Raw genomic sequence first — 20,219 nt, 5'->3', positions numbered from 1 at the left:
TCCGTTTTATCCAGATGACTCAAAAAGTAAACAACACTTGGTCAACTTTGAATTAGGTTTCCCTGAGCGTCAATCTCGGAGTTGCGAATCCTAGTGGTGGAAATTCGCTTGCCATCTTGGGCCAATACCATTGGCACCATTATGATTCGGACGGGTGGGAGTTCTCTTTGCGCTCGAAGCCTGTTTAGTACATCCCCCTGGTGTGCTGTTTCTTCGCTTACTACCAGTGCCTGGATGTTTCCCTCAATTACTGCAGGGCCAAAATCGTTGTCAAGCTTACTAATGGTGTATGATTTACCTAAGAATTTTCTTTCTATTGTCTGCTTTAGTGTTTCCAGCCTTTGCAAATATTCATGATTTAGCTTTTTGCCTTTTTTTTTGGCAAGCTCGTCACTTGTCAGGCCAATTATGACATTGTCTGAAACGGAGAACGCCCCCTGCAACAACGCAAGATGACCCTTATGTATGACATCAAAAGTGCCACCCATTGCAACTAGGGAAAACTTTGCCATACTACCAAATATACAAAGATGAATTTATGGTGTTACCAGTATTACTGATATTGTCTTGCTTGGGGCTGCTAGTGCCACTGCATCAAGATCCCAGACATATGTCTCTATGAAAAACCCTCCCTCACCTTGTGGAGTCCAGCTGACTGTAGATATTTGCAGATCTGTTGAGTCAAACTTGCCTTCGGTAAATCCCAAGAATTCTACCTGTGACTTTTCTCCAAACTGTCTCACTTGGACATAATACACATAGTCTTGCTCTGGATTCTCAGATGCCGTAAATATTGAGAGATTGCTTGAGACATCTACGGTTTGGCCAATCTTGATTTTGGAGATTCGCTCTCCATCAGAATCCAACACATTAACATCATTTATTGTAATTAGTCTAGTTGGCGACTCTAGTGATATTTCTTCCACGTTTGTCATTTTTGATTGTGAGTCATCAGATTCTGCAATAATCTTAAATGATGATGCTCTGTTGTCCATTACAGTATCAAACGATACTTCTTCTGTTTTCTTTGATGTAATATCATCCAATAGTATGGTTTGGATTCCAACAATTCTTGGCGGACTGAACGCATCAAATCCGATCAGGTGTACCCTGATGTTTTCTGCAGTATATGCGCCGGTGTTTGTAATTTGCGCATCAAATGTAATTGTCTCACCAATGATTAATGCGCCTGGCTCTACTTCTAGTAGTCGCTCCTTTTGGGTAGCAGAGTTGAATCCTAGAATATTTATTGTTACTTTGGTAATTTCTGGATCTGGCGTTTCAGATTTAATGATAAATGGAGATTTACCCTTTGCTGGGATCACCTCTAAAAGAGAAGTTCCAGTTACTGTCTCTAGCGGGGTTTCTCCAGCAGGGCCTGCTGCCTCACCAGAGAAAAAGCCAACCCAGACCTTGACATTATTCACTGGAAAGCCCTTTGTATTTTCCACTTCGCCTATTACAACTGTGTATCCTTCATCGTCTTTGTAGATGAAGGGGTCTGAGTTTGTAAGCTTGACCCCAAGTGCGGATTGTGTGTCAGTAACTTGGGCAAATGCGGTTGTTACTGGCAAGAGTAGGAACAATAGCGCGAATATGAATATTTTCACTTCATTTTTCCTACACAAGCGCCATTAATCACATGAGGAATTACACATTGTAAACAATGTGGACTAGAAGGTTTTACAAAAATTAAGAATAAAAGATAAGAAATGAGATTATTTTTTATTTCTCATGCCGGTGATAACGAACCAGTAAACTAAGCCTGGAGCTAAACCGACTATCAGTGGTATCCATACAGCGATTGCTTCGGATGAATATGCTGCTGCCATTTCAATATTCCACCCTAAATATCATATTTAAATCCATCTCTCAAGCCCAGATTTGCAAAAAAGATCGATGTATGGACTGAAGGGGATTTGAACCCCTGACCTCTCGCGTGCAAGGCGAGCATTCTACCCCTGAACTATCAGCCCTTAGAGAGTTGCTTTGTCGTGCAGATTTTAATTGTTGTCCTTGATATAGGCAAGAATTTTTATTTGCAAAACAAATTGCGCACAACATGGTCTTAATGGAATCCCAAGTAGTACTCAGAAAGGACGATTCTGCTCCAGACTTTGATCTTTTGGGAGTAGACGACAAAAATCACTCACTTGCTAGCTTCAAAGACTATGATGCACTTCTTGTAATTTTCATGTGTAACCATTGTCCATATGTCAAGGCAAAGGTTGATGCAATAAACGAAGTCCAAAACAAGTTCAAAGGAAAGCTGGCAGTAGTTGGAATCAACAGTAATGACGCAGTTGCATATCCAGACGACAGTTTTGATAGCATGAAGGAATTTGCAAAGCAGAAAGGAATTTCATTTTGGTATTTGGTAGATGAAACACAGCAGATAGCAAAAAAATACGGGGCAGTTTGCACACCAGATCCGTTTTTGTTCAACAAGGAACGTAAGCTAGTGTTTCATGGAAAAATAGACAACGCGATGAAGCCTGAGGATAAGGCTACTGAAAAAACAATGGTTACAACCGTAGAGAAATTACTTGCAGGTCAACCAATTCCAAAAGATTTTGATCCATCGATTGGTTGCTCCATAAAATGGAAGAACTGACCACACACTTTTAAGTCCGTTTTATTTGATTTTTTTAGGGCCGGTAGCTCAGCTTGGCTGGAGCGTTCGACTGATAAAATAATCTTTCAGACATCGAAAGGTCGAGAGTTCGAATCTCTCTCGGCCCACCATTTTACAAACCAGAAATGGAATCTATCCATTGTATGACTGCATCTAGTTTTTCGCTTGCAAATTCAGCCTTTGTGCTTTGTTTTTGTGTTCTGGAATGAACCACGATGTGAAGATTTTTGCCAAATTTTGACTTGATAGAACTTGCAGATTCTGAGAAAAATTTGGCTCCTTCTTCAGTTGCGGAAAATATTGTGATTACCATTTCTCCTTGTTTTTGCTTCCAGATTTTTGTGATGAATTTCTGCAAGTCAAGATCAAATAGGACCCCAATAGAGTCAGACACATCACCAACTTGCCAGATTTGCCATCCCTTTGATGCAAGTGCAGCAGATGCTGCCTGTGAGTAAAGAACGCTGGATGAGTCTGCTGAGAGCAAGACTATGTTTCTTTTTGTATCTGGCTCATCATGTGAATTTAGAATTTGTATGGAACTTGTAATTATTCCGCGAAGCATTTTTGCCTCGGATGTGCCAATTTTTGCTTTCAAATACAAGTCGTCTATTGATACAATTGCAGGTAAGATCACTTCGTTTATCAGAGTTGTAGTATCTGCTCCGGAATGAAATGAATTTCGAATTAATTGATATGTCTGGTGTTGGTCATTTACAATCAGATATTCTAGGAATTTTTCTTTGACCCTATAGTAGTCTGCCGGAAACTGGAGCGTTTCGGTTCCAAAGTCCACAAACCACAGATTTGCGTTGCCAATGTTTTTTTGGCGAATTAATCCTTCTGCTGCAAAAACATTGAGATATTTTGCCATTGTGGCCCTATTGACATTGAGTTTTTCTGCAATCTCTACTCCAGACAAGCCAGTCTTGGAATCGGATAAAACCTCAATTACCTTTTCTTGTATTTTTTGTAGTGAATACCCTTTTGCCAAAGTCGCTTTTATTATCAAGCCTAATTATTTATGCTATCAATGTGAGTTTCACGCTTACAAAAAACGTTAAATAATAGAGTACCTTAAAGTACGGTAATAGGTAAGTAAAATGCCAAAAGCAGGTTTCAAATCCATTACTGTCTCCGAAGAAGTATACGATAAGTTCTTTGACGTATTTGAAAAGAACAAGTCCGAACTAGTAATGAAGGGCATTAACAGCTTTTCAGGTTATGTAACTTACATGCTAGAGGAGACAATGCAAAAGGACAAGACCTTTGCAAGATATGCTCCAAAGATTGAAAAAGTTGCAGTGGACGACGACCGGGTTGTGCTAAAAGACAATATCAAGAACAGAATTGCCGAAGTCGCAATCCAAAAGGGCGAGCTGTTCTGTCAGCTTTGCGAGCAAAAAGACTGTGTCCATGTTGGCTATGTGTTTTCACTACCAGATATCTACGAAGTTTTGAATTCTCGTGGAATCAAACACCCTAAATAAAAAAAGGTGCAGGAGGTGGGATTTGAACCCACGAACCCCTAAGAGACGGGATCACCCATTATTAGATCTTAAGTCCCGCGCATCCAAAAGCAATTTTTGTTGCTTACTTTGGCCAGGCTCGGCTACTCCTGCAAAATAGCTAAATCTGGCTGAAATTTAACAGTTGGTGTTTTTGCAGATTATCTCAAGTAAGTATAATTAGGATTTGATTGAGCAAAAAATTATCGCTTCGATAGCTCAGCCTGGTAGAGCGTTACCTTGGTAAGGTAAAGGTCGCGGGTTCGGATCCCGTTCGAAGCTCATTCTAATAATTTTTGATGAGTAGTTCCTTTTGGCCTGTCCTTTTTGCAGAATCCGAGTTTATGGCTCTATTGGCAGCAACCTCGATTACCTTCCAGTTCTTTGAGAATAGGTCTTTTACTTCCTTAGAATTAGAATTGGAGTGCAAAACCTTGCAGCCCCTATCTATGAGCTTTTCAGACACTTCAACTAGATTTTCCAAGTCAGAATAGGTAAAATCCTTATTCGTATAGCTGGTAAAGTTTGCAGTATTGCTTACTGGTTGGTATGGTGGATCAAAGTACACAAAATCGCCTTTCTTGGCATCCGATAGGATTGCGGTAAAGTCGCGACAGTTGATTTGAATTTTTTTTGATTGTAAAATATGGCTTACAGTAACTAGGTTTTCCTCATTTACAATGTTTGGATTGGAATATCTGCCAAGCGGTACATTGAACTTTCCCTTGCTGTTTACTCGATACAGTCCATTAAAGCAGGTCCTATTGAGGAATAGTAATCGCGAGACCTTGTCAATCTGGCCTGTCGGCTCGCTCTCCCTTATGCAATAATAATAAGAGTCTGGATTTTTGTGATAGTTTTTTGCATGGTTTTCCAGTGATGAAATCAGCTCGTTCACTTTGTCTCGAATTGTAACATAAGCCAAGACCAAGTCAGAATTCAAATCAGAGACTTTGCATTTCATGGTAGGATTTTTGCTCAATAAATGGAATAGTACAGCCCCACCTCCCAAAAACGGCTCAAAATATGTGCAAAATTCAGACGGGATATGCCTGTCAATTGCAGAGATTAGTTGCCTTTTTCCTCCCGCCCACTTGACAAATGGCTTGGGTTCTGCTGAGAGTATCTGGTGCTGGCTCAATAATACAAGATTCTACCAAATCATATCCCGATACAAGACAACAAAAGATCACAAGATGTACAATATTTGTTAATCAAGCCTCTTGGCAAGACAAAATAAAAAACAAGAGAAAAGAGAGTTGTAGGATTTTAGTCCCACTTGGACCAAGCTGCCATCCATCTATACGTCCACGTGTTCAGTTTACATCCTAGAGCGGCAAAAGTTACTGATAATACAGCACCTGCGCCTGCACCGAGTGCAACTGGACTGTTATAGAACTTGCCCACTTGGGGTTCTATTGGAGTCATGTATGGAGGCAATGTTGGTCTTGGGTATTTGAAAGCAGTCTCCAATGGATCAGCCACGGTAATGAGATTTACCATGTTGAACAATGGAAGTGACATTCCACACATCACACCACCGAATAGTATCAGTGAGTGCTTGTTCTTCTTTGTAGCCCAGTATGCTAGGTCAATCAGCATTGCTGATGGTAACCAAACTGGTGTAACAATGAAGTCATATGGGTAACCGAGTGCAAACCATGCGCCTTTTGCGATCCATGTATAGACGGTCATAATCAGCGCGTAGTATGTTGCGGTTCCTGGAACTCCGGTAAATGTCAGATAGTAAGTTGCACCTACCACCAACATCAATGTCTGTGATATTGAGAACACGACAAACGAAGTCCATGCCCAGTCAGTGTAGAAGATGTAGTCTCCTGCGTTAATTGTAAGCAGGGTTGAGTTGACTGCTACGACTACTATGAATAAGTAGTGCGTACATCGTCTAAGCCAGACCATTAACCGGTTAGGGCAGTGGTGAGTATATAAAATTTTAGACAATTATCGGCATAGTAAACGGCGCGATCAGGAATGCCTAGAGAGAATTTAAAAATGAAAATAGGAAAAAGTTGAGGAACTTGTCTATGTTCCGATGAACATGGCGATGAAAACTGTTCCAACAGCGGTTGCGCCTAATGTTGCACCTACAATTGCATTGCTCTTCTTCTTGGTACCTTCTTCCATTACTTTAACACAGAAGAGATAGCCAATTGCTTCGATGATTGTCAGGACTATGAATGCATAGTGACCGCTTGGTGTTGGATAAGCCCATGGATAATAGAAATATCCAACTGCTGTTCCGGCAAAGGTCGCTAGCCAAGCTGCAATATACGAAAGGGTGATTATGCCAGTCATGTTTTCTACACGTCTGCCAATCATCTTCTCTACATCGGCACTTGATGCTCCGCCGGAGCCGCCGCCTGAACCAAATCCTTTTGGTAGAGTCATTTGAAATTGTAATCGATAGTTGGCTTTTAAGTCTTTCTTAAAATGTCGGGCTGAGTCGATCTTGAAAAATAAAGAGAAAAAGAGAGTTTTATGGGATTGCTCTACTGTACAGTTTGCCTTCTAAGGCCATCTTGTACATTTCTGCAACATATGGGTTCTCACCTGGTGTTTCTGCACCTAGTTCGACAAGTCTAGCATAGACTCTTACGACGTATGCTAGAGCACCCATGAATGCTACTACTACACCCATGTTGAACATCCAGTGGTTTGGAACTGCGAAGATTTCCTCTACGAACCAGAAGTGCCACATTTCATTGACCCCGATTGTGAACATGGTTGCCAGGTAACCTAGAATGGTCATCTTTAAGCCTGTGTTCATGGAGTTGTTTGGACCTCTGAGTACTGGTACCTTTCTATCATAGATTGCAACTGAACCCCAACCTAGTGGTAGTGCCACAAAGTGTGAGTAGAGCCACCAGTGTGCTGGTGTGAATGCAGAGTCTCTGATAGAGGTTTGATGTAAGGAACCATCTACGAAGTTGTCTACTTCCACGGATGCTGCTGTGGATCCCATTGCAATAACGATGAGCCAGATTTTCTTTAGTCTCTGAATCTCAACTTCTTTTGGGATTAGTGCCGGCATCTGTGCCATGACACAGAATGGTAATTTTCAATATATAAAACATGAGTTTATTTTTAGCCAGTTTTATTGAAATTTTTATAAAAATTACTGATAATATGTATTAGAATTATATGATAAATACTTGAAATAAGAATTTTTATAGGTACAAAAATCCATATTTCCAATGTTCAACATTGATGTTTAACAATTAGATCAATACCATGGATTGATCGTATTAACTTTCACTACTGATTAAAACGGTAAAACATATATCATTCTATGTGGGTCGATGATTAATTAACGGGATAACTATGGTCGACAAGAAAACAATCGTACTAGCACTTAGTGTAATTTTGGCACTCGGTACACTTGGTCCAAATTTGGTTCAAATGGTACAGACTGCAGAGGCACACGGTGTTCAAGCACAACTACAGAGTCGTTTCGTAAAGATTGAAGATGAAACCTTCAACAGACAATCACTGCAAACCGGTGAAGAACTAGTCTTAGCTGGCAAGTTCGTAAGTCTTGTTGAAAGAGATCTCAGAGGTTGGAACTCTATATTCTCAGAGTCCACCAATGCAGGTAACAGATGGGAGATTCTTGCAAGAACCCCACCAGGAAACGTCTTTCAAATCCCAGGTAACGCCGTACTCGATTATGAAATCAGAGCAAAGGCATTAGAGCCAGGCGTATACCACGTACACACTCAACTCAACGTTGCTCAAGTTGGACCAGGATTAGGCCCAGGACAAACAGTAGTAGTAACCGGCGAGCCGATACTAAAAGCAATTCCATACACCAACATCATGTATCAATCAATCATCATTGGCGTTGGCTATGTGATAACATTCGCAACTCGCCCCTGGCAAGTAATCTAAACCAACAAACCCTCTCTTTTCATTTTATTATATTGACTCAGAGAAACGACTTTATCCTATAGGAATCAAGTCTGGACTATGAATTGGCCTGGCTTGGGCAATCCTGCCAAAAGAAAGGGCACCATACGCTACCTGATAATTACGGGAGTAATTGCCATATCTGTTGGAACCGCCAGCATATTCATCCAGCAGTGGATGAACATGGACAATCCACTGAGGGTATGCATCAATGACATTGAATCCAAATACAAGATCTCTACAACCTTGGAACTATACGTGGACAAGCAGAAAATAGAGATTCCAGCAAACATTGGAAACAATGAGAATTGTAGGCATTCATTGTATACTTTGACAAACGATGGTACGATCCATGCAGAGTGGAAGCAGGAATACCCGTTTGAGGTAGGGCATTTCCTATGGACTTGGACTACATACCACGAAAATGGCTTTCCGATGAGAGATATGGACGAATCAAAGTCCAAAGTATATGTAGACGGTAGTGAGTCGCCCTATTACATTAGAGAGCCCCTAGTCAGCGGTGCTCACTATAAAATCGAGTTCTATACAAAAGGCTACGACGAGGCAAGTGAGCGAGACTTTGCTCCACCGCAATAAATGTCTAGGTCAGATATAGACCCTAAGTTAAAAGAAATTTAAAAATAATGAAAAAAGAGGTTTTACCAGTACTTTCCGTTGTCTGGTATCAAACCGATACCTTCTCTTTCAAAGTGTCTGTCTAGTTCGTCAACCCATCTTTCACGGTTGTCTTTGTATGACCAGCCATGGACTCTTAGCCAATATGCAATAATTCCCAAGAGGAATACGGTAAACATTATTGTGCCGAAGATGTATACCATGACATCATAGAACAATGGGTCATAACCTGGTCCCAATTGTCCAAATACGGTAGACAGAATACTGAACACTGTACCGAATAATGGAGTCATTAAACTAATGACCGCCTCATGTGCGATATATACATTTCTCTGATACTCATGGATGGATGCTGATCGCTTGTCGCTAGGAATGATTCAATAAAATGGAAAAATAGAAGTGGGTTTACCCTCTTCCTTGAGCTGCATATCTTCCGGTTCTTGATTTGAAGAAAAATGCCGCGGCAATTCCTCCAAATACGGCTGCTGCAATTGCAGAGGCTCCCAAGACACCGTCAGCTGCTAGGTATGGAGTGCCAGAACCTGTAGCTGGGTTTTCGGCTGCAGATGTAACACGTTCTTTTTGAAGTTTTAGGGCTTCTTCGAGAGTGTTACTGCCTGTCGCGCCAGATTCAGAATCAACATTACCCATGTATTGGGCAAATGCTGGTGCTGTCATTCCCATCGAGATTACGGCTACAGCAATAATTGCTGTTCCGAATAGTGCTTTACTCATATTGTTTACCTGTGTGTTGGGGGCTATGGTTTCTATTTAACTTTTTTCTAATCATCATTTCTGAGAATTGTTTTGTGGTAACGTTTATGTTAGTTCTAGGATCAAAGCCGACATGGGACGTGTACACACCCACAGACATGGTCAATCACACTCTACAAGACCAATAAACCAACGTTCACCATCTTGGGTTACAACTAGCGCAAAAGAAGTGGAGGAACTAGTTGTAAAGTATGGCAAAGACGGCGTTCCTATGGCTCAAATTGGAATAAAGCTTCGAGACCAGCATGCAATACCGCTTGCAAAGACAATTACAAAAAAATCAGTCAAAAAGATTCTCGAAGAAAACAATGTCAAGCAAGACATTCCAGAAGACCTCAACAATATAGTCAAAAAGGCAATCAACCTGCAAAGACACCTCAAAAACAACAACTCGGACAAAAGAAACGTCAGATCACTTGAGCTGGTAGAGGCAAAGGTTCATCGAATTGCCACATACTACAAAAAGATCGGCGCAATCCCACAAAACTGGAAATATAAGTCAGTCGTAGCCCAACTTGAATAATGGGTAACCTCGATCAGCATTTATCAAATTTTAGCGACATAATTTTCGACCTCATCAAAAGCAACAAGGACATTTGTGTTGTAACCCATATCGATTGTGATGGTCTAACATCTGGGGCCATTATGACAAAAGCGCTGATTCGAGCAGGCGCCAAGGTAACTGTACGTACCACAAAAGAGATGAGTCAAGCAGTCATCAAAAACATGCAGTCAGACTCTCGCGATTTTCACATTGTAACCGACTTGGGTGGAGGATTTGCAAATCAGATGGACGAAGCACTAGGCCAGAATTGGTTTATCCTAGACCATCATGAAATTCCGCAAGAAGAATACGACAATAATTGTGTGATAAACGCTTGGAAGTATGGAGTCAATGGCGGAACCGAGATCTGTGCTGGAGGCATGGCATTTTTGGCTGCAAAAGCACTAGACAAGAGAAACTCTGACCTTGCACCAATTGCAGTAGTTTCCGCCCTAGGCGACAGGCAAGACCAAGGAGAGAAAAAGTCGTTTTTGGGCAAAAATCTCGAAGTAGTAGAAGAGGCGAAAAACATTGGTGGACTCCAAGTCGACATGGACTTGCTTTTGGTTGGTAGAGAGACGAGGCCACTAGTTGATGCTCTGGCGTTTACCTCGCAGCCGTTCATTGAAGGATTGACCTGGAATAGGGATGCAAGTCTTGCTCTTTTCAAGTCATCAGGGATTGAGCTCAAGGACGGTGGAAGATGGCGAACCCCATCAGATCTTGCAGAGGACGAAAAACGCACTATAATTGAATCCATTACAAAGTTCGCCAGCTCGCAAAACGCCAGCCATATCATGGAGGAGTTAATTGGTCACACATACACATTCCCAGCAGAAGAGCGACGAAGTTTTTTGCGCGATGCCAGAGAATTCTCTACAATGTTGAACTCTTGTGGAAGAATTGGTAGGTCCGGGGTTGGAATTGCAATATGTATGGGAGATAGAAACAAGATGCTCCAAGAAGGAGAAAACATCCTGTTGGAATACAGAAAACTCATCCGGGATTACATGAATATTTTAACAAATGAGCGGTGGCGGATCAGCGATTCTGCAAAATGCGTGATGGTAAACGGTGAGGGAGTGATTCCAGAGACCATGACAGGGACAATATCATCACTGCTTGCCGGCTCGCCAAAAAACGCAGGCAAGATCATCATACTTCGAACAAATGGCGAGGAAAACACGATCAAGTTTTCATCACGAAAATCAATTGGCTGTAAAACCGAGGTTAACCTTTCTGCCCTGATGAAATTAGGTGCAGAGAAATTCAATGGAATTGGAGGAGGGCATGACGCGGCAGCAGGAGCAAAAATCAAAAAAGACAAGCTTGATGGGTTTTTGGACTATCTAGAAGACAGCGTAAATGGAAACCATAGCAAAAATAACAATCGATAACATAACCAAGAAAAAAGCCGAAGCAATCAGGGCTGCCTTGGAACCAGACAATGTCGATTTTCCAAATGGACTGTCATTTGAGATAGAAAATCTTGATAACGCACTTGTTTTTAATTTTCATAGTACAGGGAATATGAAAACACTTACTGCTACAATTGACGAGGTTTTGGCCCATGTATCCATGGCACTAAAGGTGATGGAATGATGTTAGATCCAAAACTCATCAAAGAAAAGCCTGAAATCATTCGCAAGATGCTCTCAGACAGACATGTCCAGTTTGACTTGGACTTGTTAATCTCGCTTGATGGTAAACGACGGGAGCTAATCATAAAAACAGATGAGTTGCGCAAGCAGAAGAACAAGGTTGCAATGGAAATTGCGTCGAAGAAAAAATCTGGCCAAGATGCAGATACATCAATTGCAGAAATGCAAAAAGTATCACAAGAAATCCAGACATTAGAAGCAGACCAAATCAAAACAGAGTCAGAACACAATAGACTGAACATGAAAATGCCAAACTTGGTCCACGAGTCAGTTCCCATTGGTGTTGATGATTCTGCAAATGTTGTAGTGCGTAGCTGGGGCGCTATTCCAAAGTTTGATTATAAAATCAAAGACCACATCGATATTTCGCAAAATCTAGGACTAGTTGACCTTGAGCGTGCTGCGAAAACAGCAGGCGCGAGATTTTACTATCTGAAAAATAATATGGTGAGATTAAACCAGTCACTGATTCATTTTGCGTTAGATTTTTTGGCAGAAAAACAGTATGGATTAGTCCAGCCGCCATACATGATCAATCGCAGCTCCATGGAAGGCGCCATAATTGCAGACGATTTTGAAAATGTCATATACAAGGTTCAGGACGAAGACATGTTTTTGATAGGTACGTCAGAGCATTCCATTGCGGCAATGCATGCAGACGAAATCCTAGACGGAAAGGACTTGCCTATCAGATATGGTGGAGTCAGCCCGTGTTTTAGAAAAGAGGCAGGTGCCCATGGACGGGACCAGAAGGGAATCTTCCGCGTACACCAGTTTGAGAAAGTAGAGCAGTACGTCTTTGCAAGACCTGAAGACTCGTGGAGTGAACATGAGAAAATGCTTCTAATAGCAGAAGAATTTTATCAAAAGCTTGAGATCCCATATAGGATAATGTTGCTATCAAGCGGAGATTTGGGTAAGGTTTCAGCTAAGACATATGACATTGAGGCGTGGATGGCGGGCCAGAACTCGTATCGCGAGATAGTCTCTTGTTCTAACTGCCTTGATTTTCAGACAAGGAGGCTAAAGATCAGGTTCCGCGACAAGTCCAACGAGCAAACCCAGTATCTGCATTCGCTAAACAGCACACTTGTTGCCACCACAAGAACGCTTGTTGCAATAATGGAAAACTTTCAGACGCAAGACGGCCACATTAGTGTACCAAAACCTCTGCAAAAGTATCTCGGCGCAGACATAATCTAGTACAATTATATTTTGGCTTCAGGGTCGCTTAATAATTGGCTCGTAGAAAGGGTGGAAAAGTAAAGGACAAGTGGCGTGAGAAAAAATGGGTCACAGTAATAGCCCCAGAGTCATTTAACAATGCACCACTTGCGTACATACCAATCACTGATGATCAAAAAGCAATCGGTCGTGTCATAGAGGTAACGTTATTTGATATTCTAAAAGGCGATCCATCTCAGTACCAATACAAGATTTACTTCCAGATTACCAAGGTCGAAGGAGACAAGGCATATACCATTTTCAAGAGATATGAATACGCAAAAGAATTCCTTAGAAGCCTCATCCGACGCGGCTCTAGCAAGGTCAACTTTGTCATGAATGTAAAAACAAAAGACAACTACCTATTCAGACTTAAAGTGATTGCTCTAACACACAAAAAACTCAATACATCACGCAAGCACGCATTGCGATTAATTGCGAGGGACGTGATGAATAAAACAATTCCAGAAATGACAATTGATCAGTTTGTGCAGGCTACATGTTATGGAAAGATAAACTCTGACATCATGGCAGCGGCAAAAAAAGTGATCAGAATGAGACACGTAGGTCTTGAAAAGGTAAAACTAATTAGAACCGCCGAAGCACAAGTCACACTACTAGAAGCATAGTTTGACGGAAAAAAAACTCGAAGTAGAGATTCAAGTCATCATACATGCAACTGAAGACTCGAAAAAAGTCTTTGATTCATTCAAACAGATCTTCGGTGTGGATGAAGGCGATTTTACTATGCAGAAACTCCAAGGGCATTATGACAATCCAATAGCTTTGGTAAATGGAAAAATAAAAAAGAAGAAAGCTGCACTCTTTGTCAAGAACCTAATTTCAAACATTACAAAAAAAGACATTAATGAGATTGTGGAAGACTTGGAGAACCGTTGCGACGGTTCTGGGCTATACATGAGAATATCAAAGCAGTCATTAGTTGAAGGTAAAATCCAGCCTGCCGCAGATGACCCAATCAAGATCAAAATCTATACGCCAGTATATTCTCAAAGAGACATTCTCAAGACTTATTCTGAAATCCTCACAAGCACAATTTAATATCATTTAGAGTAGTATAGGGTTGGGAATGAAGAGCTAACAAGCCGCTCCAGTCTGAGCAATACGCAAGCTGTGAAGACGCCGCGACGATCTGACCCAAAAAATAATTCAAGATTGTTTTAAATAATCTTCTTTCAGCTGTCACATATTGAAAACGGACTATGACTTGATCGTAGCTGGCGGAGGACTAGCTGGCATGATTGCAGCACACTCTGCTTCTCATTATTCTAATCAAAAGTTATCAATTCTTGTAATAGACAGAAATGCCCCAATAATGACTGGGAGCAAGTCCATCAATGGTTGGGTTTGTGGTGACGCGGTATCAAAGGAAGCTGTTGACTATATGGGAAGCCGCATTAAGATTTCTTGGGGCGCACCAGAAATCGAACATACTGTTAAAGGAGTAATGGCGCTGTCGCCAGACAGAGAAACATCCATTCCATTTGACGGTGATGGATTTTTGTTAAACAGACAACAACTTCCACAAACACAATACAAAGAATCACAAAAACGTGGAATCAGCGTGGATTTTGAAATAAATCTGACAGGCCTGCTCTATGATGGGAGTCAAATCATAGGAGTAGAAGGCCTCAACAAAAAAACAAACCAGCCATACAAAAAGACAGCCAAGGTTGTAATTGATGCTACCGGCGTTACTTCGATGCTTCGAAACCAAATAAAAAATACCACGAGAATGGAGCGCAAAATAGATAGAACAGATCTTGAATCCACCGGACGCCACATCATGTATTTTGATCAGGGTGAAGACGATCTATCTGAGTTTGATCCTGATTATTGCCTAATTCACCTAGACCAAGACATTGCTCCTGGCGGATATGGGTGGGTCTTTCCAAAAGGAAAGAACAAGGTAAACATCGGTCTTGGAGTAGAAAAAACACTTCTAGACAAAAGAAACAAGCGACTTGGAAAGCACGATGATGTATCCGGCCTCATAAACCAGTATGTTGCAAGAAACAGGGCAATCAAAAATCCAAGACTCTCAACTGATCCATCAGACTTGCATAATGCAACAGGAAACTTTCAGGTGTCAGTTAGAAGACAGAATGATTGCATGGTTGCAAATGGATTCATGCTTGTTGGAGATTCTGCATGGATGCCAAAGCCACTTGATGCAGGAGGAATCGGCCCTGCATTGATTGCGGGAACCATAATTGGCAAAAACGTCGCAAATGCAATAGAAGCAGGGGATGTAACAGAGAAGGGATTGTGGCAATACAATGTCGATTATGTCAGAGAATACGGTTACAAAACAGCAGGCCTTGAAGTGTTCAGAAGATTATTGCAGATGCTCACAAATGATCAGATAAATTATGGAATGAAGCACTTTTTGGGTAACATGGATGTAGAGGCAATAAGCAAAGGAGAACACCCGGACTTTTCAATGGTAGGCAAAATGGGAATGCTAATTCGCGGTGCGTTAAACAAAAAACTTGCAGATGGTCTTAGATATACAACACAGCAAAACAGGTGGTTAACTGAGCACTATCGCAATTATCCGACAACCCCTGATGGATTTGAGGAATGGCATAAAAAACTGCTCAAGACAATGAATGATTCCTACGAGCACCTAGCAAAATGGGAAAACTAGTGCCAGACAACAACTAATTATTTTAAATAAAGTACAGACATCCAGATATCATGTTACAGGCAACATCGACATATCTAGATTGGAATAATTCCCTAGATGTTTTGAATAAGGCCTATGATGTTGGCCTGTTTGCGCTGATAATAGGGCCAAAGGGAACAGGCAAGACCACATTGGTTCGCGAGTTCACAAACAGAAAGAATGCAAAACTAGAGTCAATCAACTTTAGTCTTCGAACACGTGAGAGTCATCTTATTGGGACAAAAACCCTCAACGAAGGAACAATAGGATTTGATGAAGGGATCCTGATAAAATCAATGAAGGAAGGAAGCATTCTTTATCTTGATGAGCTAAATGCTGCAGAAGCAGATGTTTTGCTTCGACTAGATGAGGCACTAGACGACAGAAGGCAAATTGTCCTCAAGGAATCAACTGGAGAGACCATCAACGCAAATCAAAAATGGTTTGTCATTGCAACAATAAATCCACTAACACATGTCGGAACTAAAGAGCTTCCACCACAATTACTGAGCAGATTTCCGGTTAGAATTAGACTTGACTATCCTCCTGAAGAAACTGAATTTCAAATCGTCAAAAAATATGCATCCGAAAACCACGATGATATGCTAAAACAAGGAATAAAGCTAGCAAACATACTAAGACAAGCAGCCGCAGTAGAGGAATTGTATTATTCTCCAAGTCTTAGAGAGACAATCGCATTTACAAAACTCTTAGACTCTGGCCTTGATGCAAAAAAAGCAGCTGACATTGTATTTGCAAATGTGTATTCACAGTGGGGAAATGTTGAATATCAAAAGGTAAGCGATATCATCACATCCATGTTTGGTAAATAATGCAGTTATTACAACTACGAAATGACACTCTGGTGGAAATTGCCACATTTTTGGCAAGAAGATGGTCTGAAAAAGAAAAGATTACGGTTGAATTTTCAGACAAAAAAGAGACAATCACCAAGCTAAAGGAAAACAGGATCAGTCTTGTTTCCCCTGAGCGCTATATCGGAACAGACTTTGACAAGTACAGGCAATTTCGCGTAGCGATATGGTATGAAGCAATGCGAGTAAGATTATGCAAAAAGATCCTATCCAATGACCATGCTTTTGGGTTTATTCTAAACACACTAGAAACTAGGCGCATTGAGATGCTCGGGAGAAAAACATGGAGAGGAATGGATGAAGAGCTCATCTTTTACTATACGTACTTGTGGCTGTACAGACCTCAGCTTGGGAATATTTTGGGAAAATCAAGAATAGCGGAGGCATTTTTCCAAAAGTTTTTGCTTGGCGATATCAAAGGCGAACTCCAGCCAAGCTTCTCGGACAGAGTTGTGCTTGCTGTAATGAAAGCAAAGGAAATCGTTTCAGAGGCAATAGAAAAAAAACATGATACTGAATGGCTAGAAAAAAAAATTCCAGAAATCCTAAGCATTCTGAACATTGATGCATTGACGACCGTCCCACTTGCTGTTCCATGGAAAGGACCTGGTTTGATGATCACACCACAAGACTTTGAAAAGGCATTACAGAAAATAATTCAAAACAAGGAAAATGATTTCGGTAAAATTGACAAAGACAACATAATATCTGGAAAATCAGTTGCTGACGAATTCAAGGTAATTAAGGAAGAAAACAAGAAAAACGAAAACAAAGGCCTTGGCAACGAATCTATTGGAATTCAGATTCCTGGGTCTACAAACATAGATGAAACACGAATCTACGACCAAGATCTAATTAGCAATCTTAAAACCAAATTCAAAGAATGGAAGACTAGCTGGAAAGAGCAACAAGTCTCTACCGGCGATGAATTTGATCCAGAATCCTATGTAGAGGGATACAAGCCATTCGTAATTGATGTCAAAAAATCAATCAAATCCAAAATAATGATTCTACTTGATCATTCATCTAGCATAACAGATCAACAGACAGAATACAAAAAGGCAACACTGGCATTATGTGAGGTATTATCATTTTTGAAGATTAAATTCTCAGTCTTTGCCTTTAACACAACCCAAAAACAGGTTGTATGTTGGATGGTCAAGCAAGAAGAAAACAAATGGAATAGTGCGTGCGCCAAGAGACTAGCCCAAATTGAGGCAAATGGTGGAACCCCTTTGGCAGACGTCTATCAAAAGATGTTTCCCACACTAAAATCCAAAAAACCTGACATATTTCTGACTCTATCAGATGGAGAACCATCGGATCCTGATGCAGTAAGAGCCATGGTGAAATCACTAAAAACGCTCGGGATTAAGATGGTTGCAATAGGTGTCGGCCATGACACATTTAGTGCCACTACAATTGCAAACAATCTAAGATATTTGGGATATGAAAAAACACTTGCAGTGTCAAGACTAAAAGATATCCCTAATAGAGTTCTAGCTGTACTACAGACTAGCTAGAGTCATTGTTGTGATTTTGTACGGTTATGGATAATGTACCAGATCAATTGTAAAGTAATAGCAAAAATTCTAAATTTGGCTCCAATTTAGACAAGATTAAATGAACATAGAGATAACACCTGAAGAATTAACCCAGATTTTGCAAAACAAATCCAATGCTTTGATCCTAGACATTCGCGCAAAAGAAAACTACATGAATGGTCATATTTCTGGTGCGGCAAATGCAGTATGTAATTCAATGCAACAAAAACAAGTCATAATGTCAAAGATTCCTGCAAACATGAAAGTCATATTAATCGATGATGATGGTACTGAGGCAAAACAAAATGCAACTATGATGGCTCGCTTCGGCTTTGATGCCCATTATCTAAAAGATGGGTTCAAGTCATGGAGTGGCGAACTTGTAAAGAGTACACAAGACACTACAATTAGTGGAGACAGTCTATGGGAATCCATAAAACAAGACAGCGATGTGTTTTTACTGGATGTAAGAGAACCGCAAGAGTTTGCCGAATTTAAGATTCCTGGCGCAGTAAATATTCCATTATCACAATTGTTCACTTCGGGCTCGAAAGCTCACCTGCCAAAAGATAAAAAAATTGTCACCATCTGCTCGCATGGAAATCGCTCCATGGTTGCGACATTTGCACTGGCACAAAATGGACTGGAATCAACATCCCTTGTTGGTGGAATGTCTTTGTGGAACCAAGTGCTTGGTGCAACTACCCTAAAGGAAAACGACGTCACCATTATCCAAGTAGAAAAAATCGGCAAAGGTTGCCTGTCCCATATTATTGGCTCAGATGGAGAGGCAGTCGTAATCGATCCTACACATCCAGCAAAAAAATATACAGAATTTGCACAAAAAGAAAATCTCAAGATTACCAAGGTAATTGACACACATCAACATGCAGATCATGTTTCCGCCGCAAAAGATTTGGCGCAGATAGCTGGTGCAAAACTATACCTCAGCAATCTAGAAGAATACAAAATCGAAAGCGAGAAAATTGAAGATGGAAGCACAATCCAATTTGGCACAAAGCAACTCAGAGCAATACATACGCCTGGACATACGCCTGGTGGGATGTCGTTTATCCTAGATAGTAAGTATGTGTTTTCTGGCGACATTTTGTTTGTGGAGGGAATTGGAAGGCCGGATTTGAGAGATCAAGCAGAAGAATTTGCAGTAAAACTCTACGACACCTTACACAACAAGATACTGAAATTCGGAGACGACACCAAAATATTTCCAACCCATCATGGTGAAGGATTAAGTCCAACCAAAGGTGGATTATTCTACACCACGGTGCAGAACGCCAAAAAACTACCATTACTAGACTTGGGCCAGGCCGAGTTTGTATCCAAAGTAGTAAGCATTACAACTCCTAGGCCATTGAACTATTCTATGATAATTAAGATTAACAAGGGCGACATCTCAATAGCACCAGAACAAATTCCAGACTTGGAGATGGGTCCTAACAGATGCAGCATCAGGATGTAATTGAGCACCTTCAAGTGCCTTTCCGTATCACAACCATTTGCCGAGCTTATCATCAAGGGTCAAAAAACAATAGAGCTTCGACACTGGAATACTAATTATCGTGGAGAATTTCTTATTCATTCTCCATCCAAAATCAACCTAGATGATTGTAAAAGGCTAGGAATTGAACGTCACTCTCTAGTCACAGGAGCAATAATCGGCAAGGCTACTATTTATGATACAAAAAGATACCAGACCAAAAAGGAATTTGCATCTGATAAAAAGCATCATTTTGCTGCAGACGGTTATTTTACAGAAAAAACATTCGGTTTCTTTCTAAAAAGTTTCAAAGAATTCAAGATTTCAATTCCTGCAAGGGGGCAACTTGGGTTTTTTGACATAGAATTACAGAGTTCAGTTGCTAAGGAAGATGAAATTACATCAGAGATCTTTGATGAGGAATACCGTACTCGGTGGATTAATCACCACTAGCTAAATCCAGCACCAAACTTGTCGCCATCCTGTAGCGGATCGACATCTTTGGCGTTCTTTAGTGTCAGATACAAAAATGTCTCATTTACTAACTGTACAGAATCATCACCAGTCAGATGAAATTCTTTTTGCGCAAAATCATAGTATTTCTGCAGTTTTTTCTGATCTTGTTCGTGAATTGAGATATTGTCTTTGGTCAAAAGTTCAGCTATCTCCATGATTTGGATATTGCGTGCCTCATCATCCATGAT

General features: G+C 40.7%; 25 protein-coding genes and 4 tRNA genes. 17 read left to right on the top strand and 12 right to left on the bottom strand.

Going from position 1 to position 20,219, the window contains the following annotated elements; genetic code table 11:
• Positions 1-41: 41 nt before the first annotated feature.
• The 3 genes from FJ354_04480 to FJ354_04470 form a co-directional block, all read right to left on the bottom strand.
• Positions 42-512, bottom strand: coding sequence for a pantetheine-phosphate adenylyltransferase (locus FJ354_04480; protein ID MBM3905920.1), 471 nt, complete (start codon positions 510-512; stop codon positions 42-44).
• Between the two features lie 24 nt (positions 513-536).
• The gene (locus FJ354_04475; GenBank protein ID MBM3905919.1) at positions 537-1,610 is read right to left on the bottom strand and encodes a hypothetical protein; all 1,074 of its coding nucleotides are present in this window, start codon (positions 1,608-1,610) and stop codon (positions 537-539) included.
• 294 nt (positions 1,611-1,904) lie between these two features.
• Positions 1,905-1,976: transfer RNA gene (locus FJ354_04470), tRNA-Ala, on the bottom strand.
• 86 nt (positions 1,977-2,062) lie between these two features.
• On the opposite strand from FJ354_04470, the gene FJ354_04465 reads away from it, so the two are divergent.
• Together FJ354_04465 and FJ354_04460 are read left to right on the top strand one after the other, a co-directional pair.
• Positions 2,063-2,614, top strand: coding sequence for a thioredoxin family protein (locus FJ354_04465; protein ID MBM3905918.1), 552 nt, complete (start codon positions 2,063-2,065; stop codon positions 2,612-2,614).
• Between the two features lie 37 nt (positions 2,615-2,651).
• A tRNA-Ile gene (locus FJ354_04460) sits at positions 2,652-2,745 on the top strand.
• Between the two features lie 2 nt (positions 2,746-2,747).
• On the opposite strand, the gene FJ354_04455 is transcribed toward FJ354_04460, so the two are convergent.
• Positions 2,748-3,629, bottom strand: coding sequence for an ArsR family transcriptional regulator (locus tag FJ354_04455; GenBank protein ID MBM3905917.1), 882 nt, complete (start codon positions 3,627-3,629; stop codon positions 2,748-2,750).
• A 109-nt stretch (positions 3,630-3,738) separates the two neighbouring features.
• Here FJ354_04455 and FJ354_04450 point away from each other — a divergent pair, with 109 nt between their 5' ends.
• Positions 3,739-4,125: a hypothetical protein gene (locus FJ354_04450; GenBank protein MBM3905916.1), complete on the top strand. Its 387-nt coding sequence runs from the start codon at positions 3,739-3,741 to the stop codon at positions 4,123-4,125.
• Positions 4,126-4,132: 7 nt separating this feature from the next.
• Here the strand turns inward: FJ354_04450 and FJ354_04445 are convergent.
• Positions 4,133-4,257, bottom strand: a tRNA-Leu gene (locus tag FJ354_04445).
• 94 nt (positions 4,258-4,351) lie between these two features.
• Between FJ354_04445 and FJ354_04440 the strand changes: the two genes are divergently transcribed.
• A tRNA-Thr gene (locus FJ354_04440) sits at positions 4,352-4,425 on the top strand.
• A gap of 4 nt (positions 4,426-4,429) precedes the next feature.
• On the opposite strand, the gene FJ354_04435 is transcribed toward FJ354_04440, so the two are convergent.
• The 4 genes from FJ354_04435 to FJ354_04420 all read right to left on the bottom strand — a co-directional run bounded on the left by FJ354_04435 (position 4,430) and on the right by FJ354_04420 (position 7,204).
• Positions 4,430-5,269, bottom strand: coding sequence for a DNA adenine methylase (locus FJ354_04435; protein ID MBM3905915.1), 840 nt, complete (start codon positions 5,267-5,269; stop codon positions 4,430-4,432).
• Positions 5,270-5,412: 143 nt separating this feature from the next.
• Positions 5,413-6,063 (bottom strand): ammonia monooxygenase, encoded by a 651-nt coding sequence (locus FJ354_04430; GenBank protein ID MBM3905914.1) that lies wholly within the window; start codon positions 6,061-6,063, stop codon positions 5,413-5,415.
• A 123-nt stretch (positions 6,064-6,186) separates the two neighbouring features.
• Entirely contained in the window at positions 6,187-6,552 is a 366-nt protein-coding gene (locus FJ354_04425) for a hypothetical protein (protein ID MBM3905913.1), read from the bottom strand.
• Positions 6,553-6,640: 88 nt separating this feature from the next.
• Positions 6,641-7,204 (bottom strand): ammonia monooxygenase, encoded by a 564-nt coding sequence (locus tag FJ354_04420; protein ID MBM3905912.1) that lies wholly within the window; start codon positions 7,202-7,204, stop codon positions 6,641-6,643.
• 281 nt (positions 7,205-7,485) lie between these two features.
• Here FJ354_04420 and FJ354_04415 point away from each other — a divergent pair, with 281 nt between their 5' ends.
• Positions 7,486-8,052 (top strand): ammonia monooxygenase, encoded by a 567-nt coding sequence (locus FJ354_04415; GenBank protein MBM3905911.1) that lies wholly within the window; start codon positions 7,486-7,488, stop codon positions 8,050-8,052.
• A 78-nt stretch (positions 8,053-8,130) separates the two neighbouring features.
• Positions 8,131-8,667, top strand: a complete 537-nt coding sequence (locus FJ354_04410; protein MBM3905910.1) for a hypothetical protein — start codon at positions 8,131-8,133, stop codon at positions 8,665-8,667.
• Between the two features lie 62 nt (positions 8,668-8,729).
• Here FJ354_04410 and FJ354_04405 read toward each other — a convergent pair whose 3' ends face one another.
• Entirely contained in the window at positions 8,730-8,999 is a 270-nt protein-coding gene (locus FJ354_04405; protein ID MBM3905909.1) for a hypothetical protein, read from the bottom strand.
• Positions 9,000-9,111: 112 nt separating this feature from the next.
• Positions 9,112-9,441, bottom strand: coding sequence for a hypothetical protein (locus FJ354_04400; GenBank protein ID MBM3905908.1), 330 nt, complete (start codon positions 9,439-9,441; stop codon positions 9,112-9,114).
• A gap of 112 nt (positions 9,442-9,553) precedes the next feature.
• On the opposite strand from FJ354_04400, the gene FJ354_04395 reads away from it, so the two are divergent.
• The 11 genes from FJ354_04395 to FJ354_04345 all read left to right on the top strand — a co-directional run bounded on the left by FJ354_04395 (position 9,554) and on the right by FJ354_04345 (position 19,968).
• Positions 9,554-10,003 carry a 30S ribosomal protein S15 gene (locus FJ354_04395; GenBank protein MBM3905907.1) on the top strand — a complete coding sequence of 150 codons (450 nt, stop codon included), beginning with the start codon at positions 9,554-9,556 and terminating at the stop codon, positions 10,001-10,003.
• Positions 10,000-11,421 (top strand): DHH family phosphoesterase, encoded by a 1,422-nt coding sequence (locus FJ354_04390; GenBank protein MBM3905906.1) that lies wholly within the window; start codon positions 10,000-10,002, stop codon positions 11,419-11,421. Before FJ354_04395 ends, FJ354_04390 begins: the two co-directional genes overlap by 4 nt.
• Positions 11,390-11,626 carry a hypothetical protein gene (locus tag FJ354_04385; protein MBM3905905.1) on the top strand — a complete coding sequence of 79 codons (237 nt, stop codon included), beginning with the start codon at positions 11,390-11,392 and terminating at the stop codon, positions 11,624-11,626. The genes FJ354_04390 and FJ354_04385 overlap by 32 nt, the downstream gene beginning before the upstream one ends.
• A complete protein-coding gene (serS, locus tag FJ354_04380; protein ID MBM3905904.1) occupies positions 11,626-12,888 on the top strand; it encodes a serine--tRNA ligase in 1,263 nt (420 codons plus the stop codon). Before FJ354_04385 ends, serS begins: the two co-directional genes overlap by 1 nt.
• A gap of 35 nt (positions 12,889-12,923) precedes the next feature.
• Entirely contained in the window at positions 12,924-13,538 is a 615-nt protein-coding gene (locus tag FJ354_04375) for a 30S ribosomal protein S3ae (GenBank protein ID MBM3905903.1), read from the top strand.
• A gap of 1 nt (position 13,539) precedes the next feature.
• Positions 13,540-13,971, top strand: a complete 432-nt coding sequence (locus tag FJ354_04370) for an exosome protein (GenBank protein ID MBM3905902.1) — start codon at positions 13,540-13,542, stop codon at positions 13,969-13,971.
• Between the two features lie 196 nt (positions 13,972-14,167).
• Entirely contained in the window at positions 14,168-15,580 is a 1,413-nt protein-coding gene (locus tag FJ354_04365; GenBank protein MBM3905901.1) for an NAD(P)/FAD-dependent oxidoreductase, read from the top strand.
• Between the two features lie 50 nt (positions 15,581-15,630).
• On the top strand, positions 15,631-16,431 hold the full coding sequence (locus tag FJ354_04360; protein MBM3905900.1) for a MoxR family ATPase: 801 nt from the start codon (positions 15,631-15,633) through the stop codon (positions 16,429-16,431).
• Positions 16,431-17,996: a VWA domain-containing protein gene (locus FJ354_04355; GenBank protein ID MBM3905899.1), complete on the top strand. Its 1,566-nt coding sequence runs from the start codon at positions 16,431-16,433 to the stop codon at positions 17,994-17,996. Before FJ354_04360 ends, FJ354_04355 begins: the two co-directional genes overlap by 1 nt.
• Before the next feature lie 100 nt (positions 17,997-18,096).
• Positions 18,097-19,497 carry an MBL fold metallo-hydrolase gene (locus FJ354_04350; protein MBM3905898.1) on the top strand — a complete coding sequence of 467 codons (1,401 nt, stop codon included), beginning with the start codon at positions 18,097-18,099 and terminating at the stop codon, positions 19,495-19,497.
• Positions 19,498-19,968, top strand: coding sequence for an ASCH domain-containing protein (locus FJ354_04345; GenBank protein ID MBM3905897.1), 471 nt, complete (start codon positions 19,498-19,500; stop codon positions 19,966-19,968).
• On the opposite strand, the gene FJ354_04340 is transcribed toward FJ354_04345, so the two are convergent.
• On the bottom strand, positions 19,965-20,216 hold the full coding sequence (locus tag FJ354_04340) for a hypothetical protein (GenBank protein ID MBM3905896.1): 252 nt from the start codon (positions 20,214-20,216) through the stop codon (positions 19,965-19,967). The genes FJ354_04345 and FJ354_04340 overlap by 4 nt on opposite strands.
• Between the last annotated feature and the right edge of the window lie 3 nt (positions 20,217-20,219).

It is taken from the genome of Nitrososphaerota archaeon, from assembly GCA_016872055.1.
In the GTDB taxonomy this organism is placed as follows: domain Archaea; phylum Thermoproteota; class Nitrososphaeria; order Nitrososphaerales; family Nitrosopumilaceae; genus Nitrosotenuis.
This window is presented reverse-complemented; position numbering and strand designations above follow the sequence as displayed.